General features: G+C 38.9%; 18 protein-coding genes. 8 read left to right on the forward strand and 10 right to left on the reverse strand.

Annotated elements, in window-relative coordinates:
• The first annotated feature begins 102 nt into the window (after window positions 1-102).
• The 5 genes from J7E81_RS06790 to J7E81_RS06810 all read left to right on the forward strand — a co-directional run bounded on the left by J7E81_RS06790 (window position 103) and on the right by J7E81_RS06810 (window position 3850).
• Window positions 103-672 (forward strand): HAD hydrolase-like protein, encoded by a 570-nt coding sequence (locus tag J7E81_RS06790; RefSeq protein ID WP_215041406.1) that lies wholly within the window; start codon window positions 103-105, stop codon window positions 670-672.
• Window positions 673-742: 70 nt separating this feature from the next.
• Complete coding sequence (locus J7E81_RS06795) at window positions 743-1441, forward strand: DUF421 domain-containing protein (RefSeq protein WP_215041407.1); 699 nt, start codon at window positions 743-745, stop codon at window positions 1439-1441.
• A gap of 93 nt (window positions 1442-1534) precedes the next feature.
• On the forward strand, window positions 1535-2413 hold the full coding sequence (locus J7E81_RS06800; RefSeq protein ID WP_215041408.1) for a DMT family transporter: 879 nt from the start codon (window positions 1535-1537) through the stop codon (window positions 2411-2413).
• A gap of 172 nt (window positions 2414-2585) precedes the next feature.
• Window positions 2586-3104, forward strand: coding sequence for a DoxX family protein (locus J7E81_RS06805; RefSeq protein WP_215041409.1), 519 nt, complete (start codon window positions 2586-2588; stop codon window positions 3102-3104).
• Window positions 3105-3685: 581 nt separating this feature from the next.
• Window positions 3686-3850: a hypothetical protein gene (locus tag J7E81_RS06810; protein WP_215041410.1), complete on the forward strand. Its 165-nt coding sequence runs from the start codon at window positions 3686-3688 to the stop codon at window positions 3848-3850.
• 16 nt (window positions 3851-3866) lie between these two features.
• On the opposite strand, the gene J7E81_RS06815 is transcribed toward J7E81_RS06810, so the two are convergent.
• From J7E81_RS06815 to J7E81_RS06835, 5 genes are all read right to left on the reverse strand, one after another.
• Entirely contained in the window at window positions 3867-4358 is a 492-nt protein-coding gene (locus tag J7E81_RS06815) for a DMT family transporter (protein ID WP_215041411.1), read from the reverse strand.
• 20 nt (window positions 4359-4378) lie between these two features.
• Window positions 4379-5056 carry a Crp/Fnr family transcriptional regulator gene (locus J7E81_RS06820; protein WP_215041412.1) on the reverse strand — a complete coding sequence of 226 codons (678 nt, stop codon included), beginning with the start codon at window positions 5054-5056 and terminating at the stop codon, window positions 4379-4381.
• A gap of 16 nt (window positions 5057-5072) precedes the next feature.
• Window positions 5073-5498, reverse strand: a complete 426-nt coding sequence (locus J7E81_RS06825; RefSeq protein ID WP_215041413.1) for a DMT family transporter — start codon at window positions 5496-5498, stop codon at window positions 5073-5075.
• Between the two features lie 817 nt (window positions 5499-6315).
• Window positions 6316-6963: a pentapeptide repeat-containing protein gene (locus J7E81_RS06830; RefSeq protein WP_215041414.1), complete on the reverse strand. Its 648-nt coding sequence runs from the start codon at window positions 6961-6963 to the stop codon at window positions 6316-6318.
• Window positions 6964-7269: 306 nt separating this feature from the next.
• Window positions 7270-8568, reverse strand: a complete 1299-nt coding sequence (locus J7E81_RS06835) for an MFS transporter (protein WP_215041415.1) — start codon at window positions 8566-8568, stop codon at window positions 7270-7272.
• A 315-nt stretch (window positions 8569-8883) separates the two neighbouring features.
• Here J7E81_RS06835 and J7E81_RS06840 point away from each other — a divergent pair, with 315 nt between their 5' ends.
• The 3 genes from J7E81_RS06840 to J7E81_RS06845 all read left to right on the forward strand — a co-directional run bounded on the left by J7E81_RS06840 (window position 8884) and on the right by J7E81_RS06845 (window position 10498).
• Window positions 8884-9462 carry a M15 family metallopeptidase gene (locus tag J7E81_RS06840; protein WP_285291996.1) on the forward strand — a complete coding sequence of 193 codons (579 nt, stop codon included), beginning with the start codon at window positions 8884-8886 and terminating at the stop codon, window positions 9460-9462.
• Between the two features lie 272 nt (window positions 9463-9734).
• Window positions 9735-9878, forward strand: a complete 144-nt coding sequence (locus tag J7E81_RS31065) for a hypothetical protein (protein WP_308162155.1) — start codon at window positions 9735-9737, stop codon at window positions 9876-9878.
• On the forward strand, window positions 9845-10498 hold the full coding sequence (locus J7E81_RS06845) for a class I SAM-dependent methyltransferase (protein WP_308162163.1): 654 nt from the start codon (window positions 9845-9847) through the stop codon (window positions 10496-10498). The genes J7E81_RS31065 and J7E81_RS06845 overlap by 34 nt, the downstream gene beginning before the upstream one ends.
• A 114-nt stretch (window positions 10499-10612) precedes the next feature.
• On the opposite strand, the gene J7E81_RS06850 is transcribed toward J7E81_RS06845, so the two are convergent.
• The 5 genes from J7E81_RS06850 to J7E81_RS06870 all read right to left on the reverse strand — a co-directional run bounded on the left by J7E81_RS06850 (window position 10613) and on the right by J7E81_RS06870 (window position 15852).
• Window positions 10613-11173 (reverse strand): TetR/AcrR family transcriptional regulator, encoded by a 561-nt coding sequence (locus J7E81_RS06850; protein WP_215041417.1) that lies wholly within the window; start codon window positions 11171-11173, stop codon window positions 10613-10615.
• 295 nt (window positions 11174-11468) lie between these two features.
• Window positions 11469-12284: a 3-(cis-5,6-dihydroxycyclohexa-1,3-dien-1-yl)propanoate dehydrogenase gene (gene hcaB, locus J7E81_RS06855; RefSeq protein WP_215041418.1), complete on the reverse strand. Its 816-nt coding sequence runs from the start codon at window positions 12282-12284 to the stop codon at window positions 11469-11471.
• 48 nt (window positions 12285-12332) lie between these two features.
• Window positions 12333-13784, reverse strand: a complete 1452-nt coding sequence (locus J7E81_RS06860; RefSeq protein ID WP_215041419.1) for an aldehyde dehydrogenase family protein — start codon at window positions 13782-13784, stop codon at window positions 12333-12335.
• A 32-nt stretch (window positions 13785-13816) separates the two neighbouring features.
• Window positions 13817-14803 carry an ornithine cyclodeaminase family protein gene (locus tag J7E81_RS06865; protein WP_215041420.1) on the reverse strand — a complete coding sequence of 329 codons (987 nt, stop codon included), beginning with the start codon at window positions 14801-14803 and terminating at the stop codon, window positions 13817-13819.
• Between the two features lie 32 nt (window positions 14804-14835).
• Complete coding sequence (locus J7E81_RS06870; protein WP_215041421.1) at window positions 14836-15852, reverse strand: dihydrodipicolinate synthase family protein; 1017 nt, start codon at window positions 15850-15852, stop codon at window positions 14836-14838.
• Window positions 15853-16050 lie beyond the last annotated feature (198 nt).

Below are 16050 nucleotides of genomic sequence, written 5' to 3' on the forward strand. Positions count from 1 at the left end.
GGGGTCATTATGTATGTAAGGAAAGGTTTGGAATAATTGAATATAGTCTGATTTTTCTATAGGATAAGGAAAGTGAAAACTTTTAAGAATTGAGGGATAAAAATGAATTTACTCTGGGATTTTGATGGTACCCTTTTTGATACCTATCCGGCACTAGTGGAGGGATTCGTCAGTCTTAGCAAGCAGGATCTGGATCGAACCGAGGTATTGCGGTGGTTGAAAAAGGATTCAAAAACAGCTTTTAAGCATTATGGTATTTCGGAAGACCTGAGGAGTGAATATCAGCGGTTATACAATATGCACTCTGTAAACAGCCTGCCTTTTGATCATATTGAGGAGGTTTTGGCTTCAGTTGATCGTAATTTTATTGTCACACATCGTGAAAAGGAATCTACCTTGATGCTGCTTAAAAAATTCAATTTATTAAAATACTTTGAAGAGATTGTCTCAGTTGAAGAACAAGGGTTTACTAGAAAGCCGCATACGGCTTCCTATGAGTACGTCTTAAAAAATAATCATATTGATTTGGTTGTCGGTGATCGAGATTTAGATTTAATCCCAGCCCGTCGATTAAACATTAAAACAGTTGCGTTTCAGCATCCCAATATCACTGCTGATTTTCATATTGAAAATTATTCAGAGTTTATTTCTAAAGTTCTTTTTCAGTTATAGAAGGGTATAGAATAAATCTCATCTCAAAAGAACAAACTATCCCAAACAAATCATCGTTTGGGAGAAACGTATGTCAGTGTTTTTAGTTATTATCATGAGAACGATTACCGCTTTTGTCATATTGTGGATTTTTGTACATATTCTCGGAAAACGGACCATTTTTCAAAAAACTTATCATTTGTTTATTGCCACCATTACCATGGGTACCATAGCAGGAAATTTAACCTTTAATTATAAAATCAGCTTTCTGTACTTTATCCTTTCGTTTGTCATGATGGGATCCATTATTTTCATCTTAAATACCCTCTCTGTCAAAAGCCAGCGCTTTCGAGAACGAATTGCCGGAAGACCTGTCACGCTCATACATAAAGGGAAGATCCTAGAAGAAGCATTACAAAAAGTTGGGTTTTCTATTGATAATCTAAAACAAGCATTACGAGGTAAAGATATCTTTACGATTGATGAAGTCGAGTGGGCCATTTTAGAGGTAAATGGCTCCCTGTCCGTTTTGAAAAAAGCAGAATATCAAAGTATCACCCGAAAAGATCTTAATTTAAATCCGACGCCGTACAAGATTCCAGTAGAATTAATCATGGATGGTAAAGTATTATCGGATAACCTCTCTAACTCCCCCTACACTGAAGAATGGCTTAAAGCAGAACTTCAAAACAGAAATACTGAAGTTTCTAAAGTCTCCTATGCAGTCGTTACAACAAAAGGAAATTTGTATATAGATTTCTATCAAGACAAACAGCAGCTATCAACATAAAGTTGAACTGCTGTTTTTTTAAGGAAGCTCTCCAAAAAACGGTTGTGAAAACACTTATTTTATGATTCGATTAATATACTAGGGGGGCTATACATGAAAGGAAAAATGAGACTGATCACAACCATGCTCATCTTTGGAAGCATTGGGGTCTTTGTAAAAAATATTGAGATGTCATCCAGTGAAATCGCGTTTTTAAGAGGGGTAATCGGAAGCCTGTTCCTGCTTGCAGCTAGTTTTTTAGTCAAACATAAGCCATCATTCAAAGCATTAAAAGCAAATGCACTCCTCCTCTTACTATCAGGAGGAGCTCTCGGCCTGAATTGGATTTTCTTATTTGAATCTTATCGGTACACAACCATTTCTAACGCTACGATTAGCTATTACTTTGCGCCCATCTTTGTGATGATTCTGGCGCCATGGGTTCTGAAGGAAAAACTGACCAGCGTAAAGATTGGCTGCATTATCGCCGCAATGATCGGCCTGTTTTTAATTGTTAATCCAGGGGGAGAAGGGCAAAATCAGACCCTTGGCATCTTATATGGTCTGCTGGCAGCAGCCCTATATGCCAGTGTCATCTTAATGAATAAATTTATTCAAAATCTATCAGGTTTTGAAATTACTTTAGTTCAATTAATGGCTGCAGCCATTGTACTATTGCCATATGTATGGTGGCATGGGGATCTTACTTTTACAGGGCTAAACGCTGCTTCATTTATCTTTATTCTGATCCTAGGTATTGTCCATACAGGATTGGCTTATTTTTTATATTTTACCTCGATTCAAGAACTAAAGGGTTCCACCATTGCAGTTCTAAGTTATATCGATCCCATTTCCGCTGTTATAATCGCTGCCATTTTCATAGGTGAAAGCATGACAGTCATTCAAATCATAGGCGGAATCCTTATCCTCGGCTCGACCTTATTAAGTGAAAAACTAGAATACAAAATCAAGACTCCCACTACCACCCCGTAGTGGGAGTTTTGATTTTGTATTCTCACTATTATGAAGCCCTTCTAATTGTCAAATTTCTGCCATAACATTTCGAACAAACTTTGAACTAATCCCTATTGCCATGTTTTTTAAGTGAAAAAAGAATATAGTAGAACCATAAAGAGAAAACAAAATTTGAAGGGTAGAATCATTTATGTTTAACAAATTTTTAAGAGAAAATAAAATAGCTTCTTATATTCTAACAGTTTTGCGTATATATCTTGGCTACTCTTGGATTAGCGCAGGAATTGGAAAATTAACGAGCGGCGGATTCGATGCTTCTGGATTTTTAAAAGGAGCGATCGCCAACCCCGTAAAAGGTCCAGACGGCGCTGTCGTATTTGGCTGGTATGTAGACTGCCTAAAACACTTTGCATTACCAAACGTTGATATTTTTAATGTAATCGTCCCTTGGGGTGAAACATTAATCGGTTTAGGCTTAATCCTAGGCTGCTTAACAACAACGGCAATGTTCTTTGGTCTAGTGATGAACTTCTCTTTCTTCTTAGCAGGAACAGTATCTCATAACCCTAGAGACATTTTCTTAGGCTTCATCATCCTAACTGCTGGCTATAACGCTGGTAGAATCGGTTTAGACCGCTGGGTTGTTCCGTTCGTTAGAAAAATGACTAACAAAAATACTGGTGCTGAAAAACCTAAAGCCACAGTGTAAAGACAACATAATGAAAAGACGGTTCAGGATTCCGAACCGTCTTTTTTATTTTAATGCTTATTAAATCAACCGATAAACTATTTTAGATTTAATAATACTTTAATAGAGAATTAATATGCTTATAACAAATAAGACACAGTTTGTTAATAATAAATGGGTATACTTTATATTAGTGGGGATAGCATGTGTGGCTATCATGGTATTTGGCGTAGGTGGAGCCGGTACTAGAGGGGACGGGATGACGAGTTACTTACTGCAGTTCAAGATCCCAGTAGTTTTTTTGGCCAATTGATTTCAATTTATTTTTGATGGCGCGCTCTTGATAGATTTCTAACTTCTCTTTAGGCTGCATGGATTTATCAAGAAAATCTTAACAAGGTACCGATTATTTAAATTAAAAAAATTCTCTGCTCGGAGTAAATTTCCTTCATCCGAGACTAAGCACCCCTTTTCTAAGCTTAAATTCCCTTCTTCCGTGAGTCAACACCCTTTATCCGAGAAATGGACATAGATTTCCTTAGGCTACATAAATATTTTCACCTCCTTCTAGAAACGATAAGTATGGAGGTGAAATATTCCTGATGAAAAACGAAAACAATGGCGGGGGAAACCAAATGAAGTATAGTATTTGGAATACCCGTACCGAAGAAAACATCGAAATCACCAAAGAGAAAATAACCGAAGCGTTAGAGCGTTCCCTTCTTCAAACAAATTTAACAGATCAACAGGACTCAAAGCAGCCGTAAAAGGTTGCTTTAGTTTCTAACTTAGATGCCCGGACCCATTTTGAATAATCCTGGACACTTTACGACTCTCTTGCCTGCCGCCAAACTTAAATACGACTATTCCCGCCACAATCACCAGGACACCAAGCAAATGCTTAAAAGTAAAAGGCACCTTTTCCAATCCCATAAAGCCCATGGAATCCCACCATAATGCGAACGCAAGCTGTGAGATTAAGGCGATCGATATAGCAACTGTCGGTCCGAGCCGTTTTATTCCTTGAACAATACAAGTAACCACTCCTACCCCAATGACTCCGCTCACCCAGTACCAGGGCTTCATCCCATGTAAATGAAACAATTCTCCTCCTTCAAAAATCAACCCCATTATCAGGGATGCCAAAAATCCAAGTCCTAACACCAGCGTAGTTGTCGCCCATGAACCCGCGCGTTCATTGACCTTACTGTTAAATATATTTTGCAAACTAACTAATGAACCCGCTATCAATGCAAACATAAAACCTACTACCATTAAGTTTCACTCCCTCAACCTTATTCGTAAATATTGTCCCCAGCAAGCTTTCTTAATCCCTCTATATCCTTTACAAGAATAAAGCCTCTATGCCGCTCAATCAGGCCTTGATTGCAAAACTTAGTAATCACCCGATTTAAGTGACGATAACTTGTTCCAATTAAGTTTGCTGCGTCTTTTATGCTGGTAACCAGCTCTGATTCTTCAAACGAAATAGATAAAAGGTAACTCGCCAGCCGGACTTCCACAGGGTACATAATATTAAAACTCATTGATTTATTTTTAAGATGAAATTTTTTCGTAATAATCTCTAATAAAAAATTGAGCAATGGTGCATGGTCATGCCCAAATTGCCTCAGCCAGCGGTGCTGAACACCGATCATCATAACCGGCGATACCGCTTCAACGGTGTTGATAAAATCAATACTCTGTACGTATTCCAGGTCCCCAATCACCTCAAGCGGAGTTTTAAACGAAAGGATAAGGGTTTTGCCTTCAGCAGAATTAGTATAGATTTTGATTTTCCCTTCAACCAGAATATATAAATACTGCGCTGGTTCACCTTGAGAGCAAATTAACTCCCCTTTATCAAAGCAATACAGAGTTATATGCTGAAGGAGCTGTTCCGTAAATATTCTATCCATTTGATGCATCTGGATATAAGAATCCAACTTCCCGCCATCTATGATTTCCCGCACGACTTTTCGACCTCCATTAAAAACGAAGTATGACTACACCGGCAATCATCAAGCCAATTCCAATAAATTGCGGCAGTCTCATCCGTTGTTTTACTAGCCCAAACCAGCCATTACTATCAATAATAAAGGTTAACGTTAACTGGGCAATCAATAGGGCCGAAATGGACATGGTCACCCCAATTTTTTGGATCGATGTGACGTTACCAAAAATAACAATCGCTGCAAACGCACCTCCAGATAAATATAAAGGATTTACCCGCTTGAATCCCTGCCATTTATTTTCTCGGACGAATAAAGTAATCACGAGTGCCACTATAAAACCGGTAAACTGGGTAATCGTCGCTGCCTGCCACGTCCCAATACCCTCACTAATCCGTGTATTCGCTACCCCTTGCAGTGTAATAAAAGCTCCCCCGAAAACGGCAAATAGGAATCCTTTCATCTTGTATCTCTCCCTAAACTAGATTTACCTTTATTAAAAGATATTTCTTCGTGTTCAGGATAGGACATATGTCCTCAAGCTAAACATTTTTATTTTAACCCGAATGTATTAATATCGATCAATGAACAAGACTAATATAATATTCCCTATTAGGTAGGCGTTATTAAGATGAGACAAATAACCTTAAACTATATAATTTTATTTCTCGCCCTTATATGTAACGGTTTAGGTTGTTTTTTTACTGTAAGAAAAAACATCTTTCGTTTTGGACTCGTACTGATTATTAGTTTAATGATTTCATCTTGTTTGTGCCTTATATTTTGTAAGATGGATTTTTATCGATTCGTCCTCCCTCTTCCACTCGTACTGCCCGTGGTCGCGATCAGCTTTAGCTTCCTGGCATTATTTATTATAAGGTTTAGACCAAAACGGAGAACCTTTCCATTTTTCTTTATGACACTTACCTTGGTTTTTTCGATTGAAGTTCTTCTTAAGGACTTTGCAGGGTTTATTAGATTTAAAAATGGCTGGGATTATTGGGACTCCTATTCACTTTATTGGGTTTACATAAGGTTGTTTGATCATATCGGTGAATTTTTTGTCCCCATGCACTACCGTAACCCGATTAAATCTGAAACTAAGAAATATTGGATTAGCTTCTTGCTGGTTATCATCTATTCCGGTTTAGGAATATACATTTTATCTCAAGGCTGAACTCGTATTTTTTAAACCTCAATGAAAAAAAAATTATTATTACTATCAAAAAAACGCCCAAAAAAACGATGCTCCGTATTATGGATGCATCGTTCTAAAAAGCTTATTGTTTCACCTTTAACCCCATCAAAGAAGCAAATCCGATTGCCTGCTCCGGTGAGACTTCACACCCAGCCAGACTTTCAATCGACACATTTAATTTTTCAAATCGGCAAGTACTAATGTCGACCCCTTTTAATAACGTTTGTTCAAAATGGGCATCATTAAGGTCGCATTCAGTCACTTTCACTTTAGTAAGTTTGCTATCATAAAAGTTTGCACTCTGTAAGGAGCTTTGTTGAAAGGCCACCTGTTTTAAACTAGATTCAACAAACTCACTGAAATTAGCCAAACAATTGTCAAACGTTACATTTCCCAGATTAGCGTCAGAAAAATCCACACCCATTAATTTACAGTCCTTAAAGGAGACGCGGTGGATGATTCCTTCACTGAATCTAACATTGGACAAATCACAGTTTTCAAAGACTACATCTGTCATATCAATCCTATTAAGTTTAGCATTAAGAAAGGTTACATTTTTAAAGATAACTCCCGAAAGGATGAGTTTATTAATTTCAACCTCATCTGCTCGAGATCCCGTCACCATGCAGTTGATTAATTGCGGGTCTTCTTCATTATAAACATCATTGAATTGAGCCGTACTTAAGTTTGTTGCTATTTTGGGAGATTCAATTTTAAGCCCTTTACTCATACTATCACCCTTAACTTAGTTATTATTAGGTAACTCTATCATATGGAAGCTACTGATGATAGGTCTTTTATTTTGAGAAAAATTGTGCCAATATTTCATTGCTCGGTGAGGCGAATGTTGACCTGTTACGGTAAATGAAGATCCCCTTTAATGACCCTCTTCCTAAAATCAGAAAATGACAGCCCGTCATTTTAGCACTTAAACAAAAAGCACCGCAAATGCGACGCAATTAGTTAATCTTTTCTATTGCCTGTCTAATGTGGATATGAAACGAAAACCGTTATAAATCACATCTATCCTAAAGGGTTAACTCTCTGATAATGAGCGAATCTTTCTCAACGAAGGGAACAAATACATCCATAATCCCGCAACGATGATCGTTCCAACTCCACCAATAAAAGCCGCAGGTACTGTTCCAATCAGACCCGCTAAGGTTCCTGATTCAAACTCACCAAGTTGATTAGACGTCCCAATAAATAGCGAGTTTACCGCATTCACGCGGCCGCGCATTTCATCTGGTGTTTGCAGCTGGACAAGTGAGGATCTTATCACCACACTGATGACATCCGAACCACCAATCAGCAATAACGCCACCAACGAAACAATTAAGCTGCTTGAAAGAGCGAAAAGCATCGTTGCCAAGCCAAACACAGCAAGTGCTCCAAACAGCATTAAACCGATATTGTTTTTAAGTGGATAATAGGCAAGCACTAGCGACACTACTAACGCACCCACTGCCGGAGCAGTCCGCATTAATCCCAATCCCCATGGACCTGTATGCAAAATGTCCTGTGCATAAATTGGTAAAAGCGCGGTAGCTCCTCCAAGCAGGACGGCAAACAAGTCAAGCGAGATAGTCCCTAAGATAACAGGATGACGATAGATAAATTCTAATCCTAAGAAAATGGACCGTAACGACACCGGTTCAGATTTTCGGATGAATTCATGTTCAGCACGAATCATATATGTAAGAACAGCTCCAACAAGCAACGCAACTGTTGCCGTACTATAAACATAGGAAGCCCCTAATGAAAAAAGCAGCCCCCCTATCATCGGACCTAAGATTTGGGATGTCTGTCCAGCCGTAGTACTTAATGAAATGGCTTGCTGCAGGATTTTTTTTGGTACCAATTGCGGCAATAACGCTGCTGAGGTGGGACCTTCAAACGCTCGACAAGCCCCAAGAACGGCAGCTGCCGCCAATATCGCTTCACGCCCGAGCCAGCCGCCAATATTTCCATATAGAAGCAATCCAGCAATAACAGCTTCAATCGTTAGGCAAATAAACACTATTTTTCGACGGTCATAGTTGTCGGCAATCTGACCAACAACAAATGTTAGTAGTACCATCGGGATGAATTGAGCAAGCCCGACTAATCCTAAACTAAAAGCATCATGAGTCAAATCATACATTTGCCATCCGATCGCAACGGACAGCATTTGGAATGAGGTTGATGCTAAAATCCTTGATACCCAATAATTCCTAAAACTCGGCTGTTTAAAAAGTGAATCTCCTGATGGAAGCAAAGTCAAATCCACGCCCTTTTTCTTAATATTCGATAATTTTGTAGGCTCTATTATACTCCTTTTGATGCCAGACTTCATATCCTAAGTTCCTAAGCAGGCATAACTTATTCACGACGATTTTCTTTCTAGAAATTTTGCCTATCAATCTAATATTCCACTAAGAATTGATTTTTTTCGTGGGATTTCTAATTGTTACTGCGTTATTTCGACATTTATCCGCGAACTCTATGTACATTTCCGCATAATTCCCCATAAATTACTTATTTCTATAATTTTTTAAGCTATAATAAAGGAATCAACGTTATCCTAAAGTGAATCGAAATATACGAAACAACACTTAGATGATTCTCATCTTATTATAATGAAATAACTTTTATGAAAGGACTAGTCATTTTGAAGCTAAAACGGATAGGAAGTGTATTGTTTACTATCACTCTAGTTCTGGTCTTCATCCTATTCTATTTGGATTCTAAATCCTCTACGGACTTGAAAAAAAATCAGTCGGTACCCTTACCTACAGAACTTAATCCAGTTGTAAAAGAACGGAGCGATCAATTAATCCAGCAAGCCGCTAAAAAAGGTATTGAAGTTGTGATAACAGATGGTTTTCGTAGTGCCGCTGATCAGGATAAACTTTATCAACAAGGCCGTACAGCCGGGGGGAATATTGTTACAAATGCCAAGGGAGGAGAGTCCTATCACAACTTTGGGCTTGCGATTGACTTTGCATTAAAGACCCCTTCAGGTGATGTAATTTGGGATAGGGAATATGATCGAAATGAAAATGGAGTGGCAGACTGGGCTGAAGTCGTTCAAATGGCAAAGGCTTTAGGTTTTGAATGGGGCGGTGACTGGAAGGGCTTTAAAGATTACCCCCATTTAGAAATGAATTTCGGCTTGACCATTGCTGATTTGCAGAATGGCGAGAGACCTTCTGGCACATCGCTAACAGCAGATCTCGACAAAGATTAAGAATATAATAGTTACTTATGGCACCGCGCTTCTGCGGTGCTTTGTGTTTTTAGAAACAAATTTGTTTAGTAATTGCAAACTGAGTCAGAAAAAGCTCTTCAGACGCTTCCACAAATAATAAAGGTTCTAAACCACTTTATATCCATGTAGATCCCTTTATTTAATAACGGTTCGTTATTAAATTCTTTATTTTTTGTTAATATCCATTATTTAACTACTCCATTATAATCAAATCAAAGGAATATACAGTTCATTTTAAAGGAGCGATTTAGATGGGAAAAATAATGGACTCATGGAATGCCAATTTATACGATTCTAAACATTCATTTGTATCGATGTATGGAGAAAGTTTAATTGAGTTATTAGCTCCGCGAAAGGGAGAATCCTTGATCTTGGCTGTGGAACAGGTGACTTAGCAAGAAAGTTAGCTGGTTTTGGTGCAGAGATTACCGGAGTGGATAAATCCGCGAAAATGATTGAGCAAGCTAGAAGTAAATACCCAACTATAGAGTTCCTCGTTCAAGATGCAACTGAGTTAGCATTTCAACATGAATTTGATGCTGTATTTTCCAACGCTGCACTTCATTGGATCAAACAGCCAAAGCCAGCACTAACTTGTATTTATAATAGCTTAAAAAAAGGCGGAAGATTTGTGGCTGAATTTGGCGGCAAGGGTAACGTTCAGGCTATATCAGATGAAGTGATTCATCAGATAGAGGCAGAAGGTTTCACTTTAGACCTAGAAAGTTTTCCTTGGTTTTTTCCAAGTATTGCTGAATACTCGTCCTTAATGGAACAAGCCGGATTCAGAGTAACATTTGCCCATCACTTTGACCGGCCAACTCCATTGGAGGGGGAATCTGCCATTAAAAACTGGATCGATATGTTCTGTGGCGGCATGTTAGCAGGTGTTCCTGAAAGTAGAAAAGCCGGCCTAATCGCAAAGGTGGAAACCAATTTAAAAGAGGCTCTGTATAAGGACGGCAGCTGGATTGGTGATTATAAAAGGATTCGAGTCGTCGGCTATAAAGAATAAGGAAATCAATACAAAGGGCGTATTTGACACAGAAATAAACCAATACATACAAGTTATCGTAAAAATAGCCCGTATGTATTGGTTTATTAAAAATAACGAATAAATCGTCCATTATTAGTCTATTCTCATGAGCTTAGGTAATAATTGCAACATAACTTTTAATGGGTGGCTGGATTTTTGTGTTAGACAGAGCATAATTCCGCCTTCGAAAGCAGCTGTCATCATAACAGCAATAGAATCAGCTGTTTCTTTTGAAAACCCATCTGCTACTAACTTTTCCGAGTAAATCGCTTGCATTTTTATGTATAAAGAAGAACAGGCATTTCGGACAGGATTACTTAATGATGCCATTTCACTAACAATACTGGTAAAGGTATAACCAGCAATGGTACCTTCTCGATTATAGGTGTCAATTAATTGTTCAATCATTACCTGTGTGGCTTCTTGGGTAGTTTGATATCGTTTAAAAATCTTCTCAATGTCTGTCGTAATCGACTCACTCATGGACTGCAGGCAGGCAATAAGTAATTCTTCTTTTCCGTTCGGAAAATGATGATAGAGCGAGCCTTTTGAGATGTTACATGTTTTTAATATTTCATTTAAACCTACGCCTATATACCCTTTTTGTTGAAAAAGAGTTGTGGAGACGTCGATGATCATCGATTTTGTATCCATTTCCGTTGTAAACCTCCTCGGAGTACTCCTGTTTATTACACTATCAAAAAATCTTTCTATTTCAAAGGCTTTTGTTGTGAATTATGTCTTTACCTCCGTAAATGCATACTAGAAACAAATGAAATGAAAAGCTGCTAATTTCCCCAAGAGACAGGATCCAACCTGATACCAATATATAATGAAGCCTTGAAATTAATTGAAAAAAAATAAGAAAGCAGAAAAAAGCCTATTTAGATATGAATATCATATTCTAAATAGGCTTTTTATAAATTTTATGATTTGGAGCAGCAACCATTTATAGGTGCTCTCCGCCTGCAATTGAATGAAATCCTCGTACACCAAGCCCGCCATCACTGTTAATAATAACACCTGTAATCGCCATTGAATCCTTGTTTGAAGCTAACATGACATAGGCACTTGTATGATCTTGAGGGGAAGGTACTACATGTAAAGGAGTTATAGAACTCATTAGTTCTTCTATATTATCTACACTTGATTGTGTTTGTTTTTCTTGTCCTAATGCTTCTGGTCCCCTTAAATCTGTAAGAGTACCCCCCGGTGCAACTCCATTCACCCGAATTTTAGGAGATAGTTCATATGCTAATTCACGGATCAAACCCACTACAGCATGTTTGGATGCCGTGTAAAGCGGGCCGCCGCCTGCAGGATAAAATCCTGCGTTAGAAACTGTAAAAACAATGTTTCCTCGTGTCTTTAGTAATTCAGGCAGAACTGCTTTAGCACCATAAAGAGGTCCCTTCACATTTACACCAAAAATCTGTTCAAACGATTTCTCAAGATTTTCCTTTGGCAAATCTGGTAATGTGACAAAGTAATCAAAGATACCGGCATTGCCGATAAATGTATCAATCTTACCAAATGCTCGCACCGTTTCAGCTACTGCTCTTTCATTATCCTCAAGCAGAGTTACATCCCCTTGAACTACCACTACACGGTCATCAAATTGTTCCTGCAAATCTATTACTTTTTGATCCGAACGCTCTAATACACCAACACGAGCACCTTCATCAAGAAACCTCTCAACCAATGCCCGGCCAATGCCGGAACCCCCTCCGGTGATTAATGCGACCTTTCCTTCTAACCAGCACATATATCAATAGCCCCTTTACAACAAGTTTTAATCTATAGTTAGAACATTCTATTTATCGTCCTGGACATTAAAAACAACCATTCTGATATCCGTCATTTCTTCTACTGCGAACCTTGGACCTTCTCTGCCAGCCCCACTCTTGTCTATTCCGCCGTATGGCATAATATCTGCGCGGTAAGAGGAAGTATCATTAATAATCACGCCGCCCGTTTGAATCTTTTTGGCAGCCTTCCACGCCAAGTTCACATTATTGGTAAAGACACCTGCTTGGAGACCATATTCTGAATCGTTGACAAGATCAATGGCCTGATCAAATGTTTGGTATGGAATAATAGAAGCAACAGGTCCAAAAACCTCTTCGCAGACCACTTTCATGCTAGAGTTTACATTTCTTAATAGTGTTGGCTGTACGACCACTCCATCTCGAGTACCACCTGTAAGCACTTCTGCACCATCACTTACAGCCTCTTTAATCCAGTCTTCTATTCTTTTCGCCTCTTCTAAAGTAATCAGAGGACCTACATCTGTATTAGGGTCTAAAGGATTTCCCACAACTAAGTTATTTGTAGCTTCTACCATTTTTTTTGTAAAAGCGTCGATGACGTCCTCATGGACATAAACTCTTTGTACCGATACGCAAAATTGTCCTGCTGAGCCAAATGCTTTTTTTGCTAACAATTCAGCCGCCAAATCTAGGTCAGCATCCGAATGGACGATATTTCCTGAATTATTGCCTAATTCTAGTGTAACCCGATTAAATCCGCTGTTTTGTTTAATACGCAAACCAACATTAGGACTGCCTGTAAAAGTAATCATCTTTTTGTCAGGATGTCCAACCAAATAATCGCCTACGGTACGGCCTGAGCCAATAACTAAGTTAATATATCCTTTCGGCAAACCAGCTTCTTCTAACAAATTGCATAAGTAGATCGCACTTAGCGGCGTAGTTGATGCAGGTTTAAGAACAACTGCACAACCAGCAGCGATAGCAGGTGCTACTTTATGAACGACTAAATTCATCGGGAAGTTAAAAGGTGTAATGGCCGCAACAACACCTACAGGTACGCGAATATAAACGCCCATTCGATTTTCGGATCCTGGAACGGCATCAAGAGATACTGTCTCACCATGAATTCTTTTCGCCTCTTCGGCAGCAGTCATTACAACTTGTACCGAGCGATTGACTTCTGCAGTCGCATCCTTTAAAGGCTTTCCCCCTTCTTTCGCGATTAATTGAGCGATCTCTGCTGCATTTTTCGAAATGAGTTCCGCCGTACGTTTCAGTATTTCGAATCTTTCATGGGCTGGTATTGGTCGATTAGCCATTGCTTCATTTGCAGCTTTAATCGCTGCATCCACATCCTGCTGCCCAGCAACGGCTGCCTCACCAATTACCTCTTGGGTAAACTTGTTGTACACTTTCATCTTTTCATTGGTCTCTAACCATTCACCGTTTATATAAAGACCAGTACCATTTTGAGTCGTCGAAACACCACTCATTATGTTTCACCCTCCTTTAAAATTGGGGAATATTAATTAAACATCTTTGCCTCTAAAAAGTCACCTACATCGGTTCCAACATTTAGCTTCTTCGCTTCCTCATATACAGCCCGAGCTGCCATGATATCCTGAACTGCCGTACCAACCGATTTGAAAAGGGTAATTTGCTCGTCAGCTGTCCGCACTTTTTGTCCTGCTGCCAGTTCTTTTAGTTCAACTACTTTCGAACGATCGTATTGTCCACTTTTTATCGCTTCGAGAACATCGCCAGATTCTGCTTCAAGATGTTTCGTATCAATCACTATAGAGTCAGCTGTTTCGAATGTATCTGTATCAATTTCCCTCATGATTGGCATAGTGGATCCAATCGAGTTTACATGCATTCCCCTTCTGATCCATTTACCTTCAAAAGCAACGCCATTTCCTTTCGTAGATGTGTTGGTACATACATTAACAATGTCCACAGCTTCTACTGCCAACGCCGGTGACTCGACCGCCTCCACATGAATGCCAAGCTTTTTGCTCATTTCCGCAGCGTAAAGTTCCCTGCGCTGAGGGTTCGGACTATACACCTTTACGTACTCAATATCTCTAACCGCACAAACTGCCTCTAAATTCGTACGGGCCTCCAGACCAGAGCCGATTACCCCAACCGTTTTTGCAGTCTCCCTAGCTAAATATTTAGTCGCTAACCCAGTTGTCGCCCCTGTTCTAACTGCCGTTAAATAAGAGGAGTCCATCACAGCCTCCAAATTATTTTCGTTTTGGTCTATGATCCCAATCAGATATCGTACCTTTGGTCCACTTTTGAAAAAAGCTTTAAACCCCATATAACCGCTATCATTCATTACTGCAGGCATCAATCGAAAAAATCCTTGGTTATTCGTAGACATGTTCATTCGCGGCGGCATGTTCACATTGCCGTTATGTTCTTCTATAAGCCCTTCCTCAATTTGTTCAATCATATTTTTCATATTTATTGCCTGCTCAACATCTTTTAAGCTTAAAATTAACGTCATATAATCACCCCAGTATCATAGTTTTATTTCTATTAGTCTTGATAACGGCCAAGGAAGAATTGACAGTCATCATCGTTCGATACTTCAATACCAGATTTAATTAGAGCTTGACGAATAGCCGTCATATGAGTCGAGTTAACTTTCATCGTTGGCTGGCGTAATGGTCCGCCATTAAAGCCAGTCAGCCAAGATGCATACTTCCAAAGCATACGATTAACTAGACCTGCGCCATCTGAAGATGCCATAAACTTGCCAATGGTAGATCTAGCGGGCTGCAATTTCCAATACTGTTCATATACTTCCTCAACTCTTCCTTCTTTCATTAAATTAAATAGTTTTGGCAATACATCTCCGTACATTTCATAGTTACTTGTACCCATCCATTGAATTGGAACTAGATTACCTAATGCAAATGCATCTTTTTCTAAAGGAGTAGTGACAATTACCTCATCATTAAATAATTGATAACATTCAGTAAAACCGGCAATTAATGGCATTCCACCCTCTGCTTTAATTGCGACAATATTCGGAACATCATCCAGAAGCTGTCTAATAATTTTTGGATCAATAGCCGCAGGATGCAAGCGTTCAAATCCCCATAGCGGAACAGGGAAAAGAACAATACCTAAATTCGTAGATTCAGCAAACGCTTTTGTATATTGATAGATTTCCTGACTGTCCTTCGGATAAAAATTGGCTGGGTATGAAAGGAGCACTAAAGCAGCTCCTGCTTCTTCAGCGGCCTGAACAGCTTGAATGTTCTCTTCCAGCGTATTAAAAGCTGCATGGTGAATGATTGTTAATTTCCCTTTTGCCTCATCCACTGCCCATTTAGTAAATTGGTTATATTCTTCTAATGTGGTAGCGGTTTCTGCTACAAGTAATGTCCCAGTAAATCCTAACTCCATACATCTTCTTACATCATGTCTGATCCCTTTTTCGTTTAACTTGGTTAGATCTTGGGAAAATGATGGAATGACAACGTTTGCAAGTCCATGTAAATTTTCTCTTGCCCACTCTCTTGCTTCCAATCTTGTATACTGTGACATTTTATTTTTCTCTCCTTTAAAGATAATAGGAACGCTTTATAGGTAAATAGTAATAGATTGCAATAATAATATGAAATATCGAAAAATTATGTTGGTTATAAGGATTCGTTATTACAAGAAATTCGTAAAAAAAATTTCCATACCGGAACATTCAGACAAGCAACTGCCTTTGACATTACGTTGCCGTTAACTTGTCCA

The sequence above is a fragment of the Bacillus sp. ISL-18 genome, assembly GCF_018613415.1.
Classification (GTDB): domain Bacteria; phylum Bacillota; class Bacilli; order Bacillales; family Cytobacillaceae; genus Neobacillus.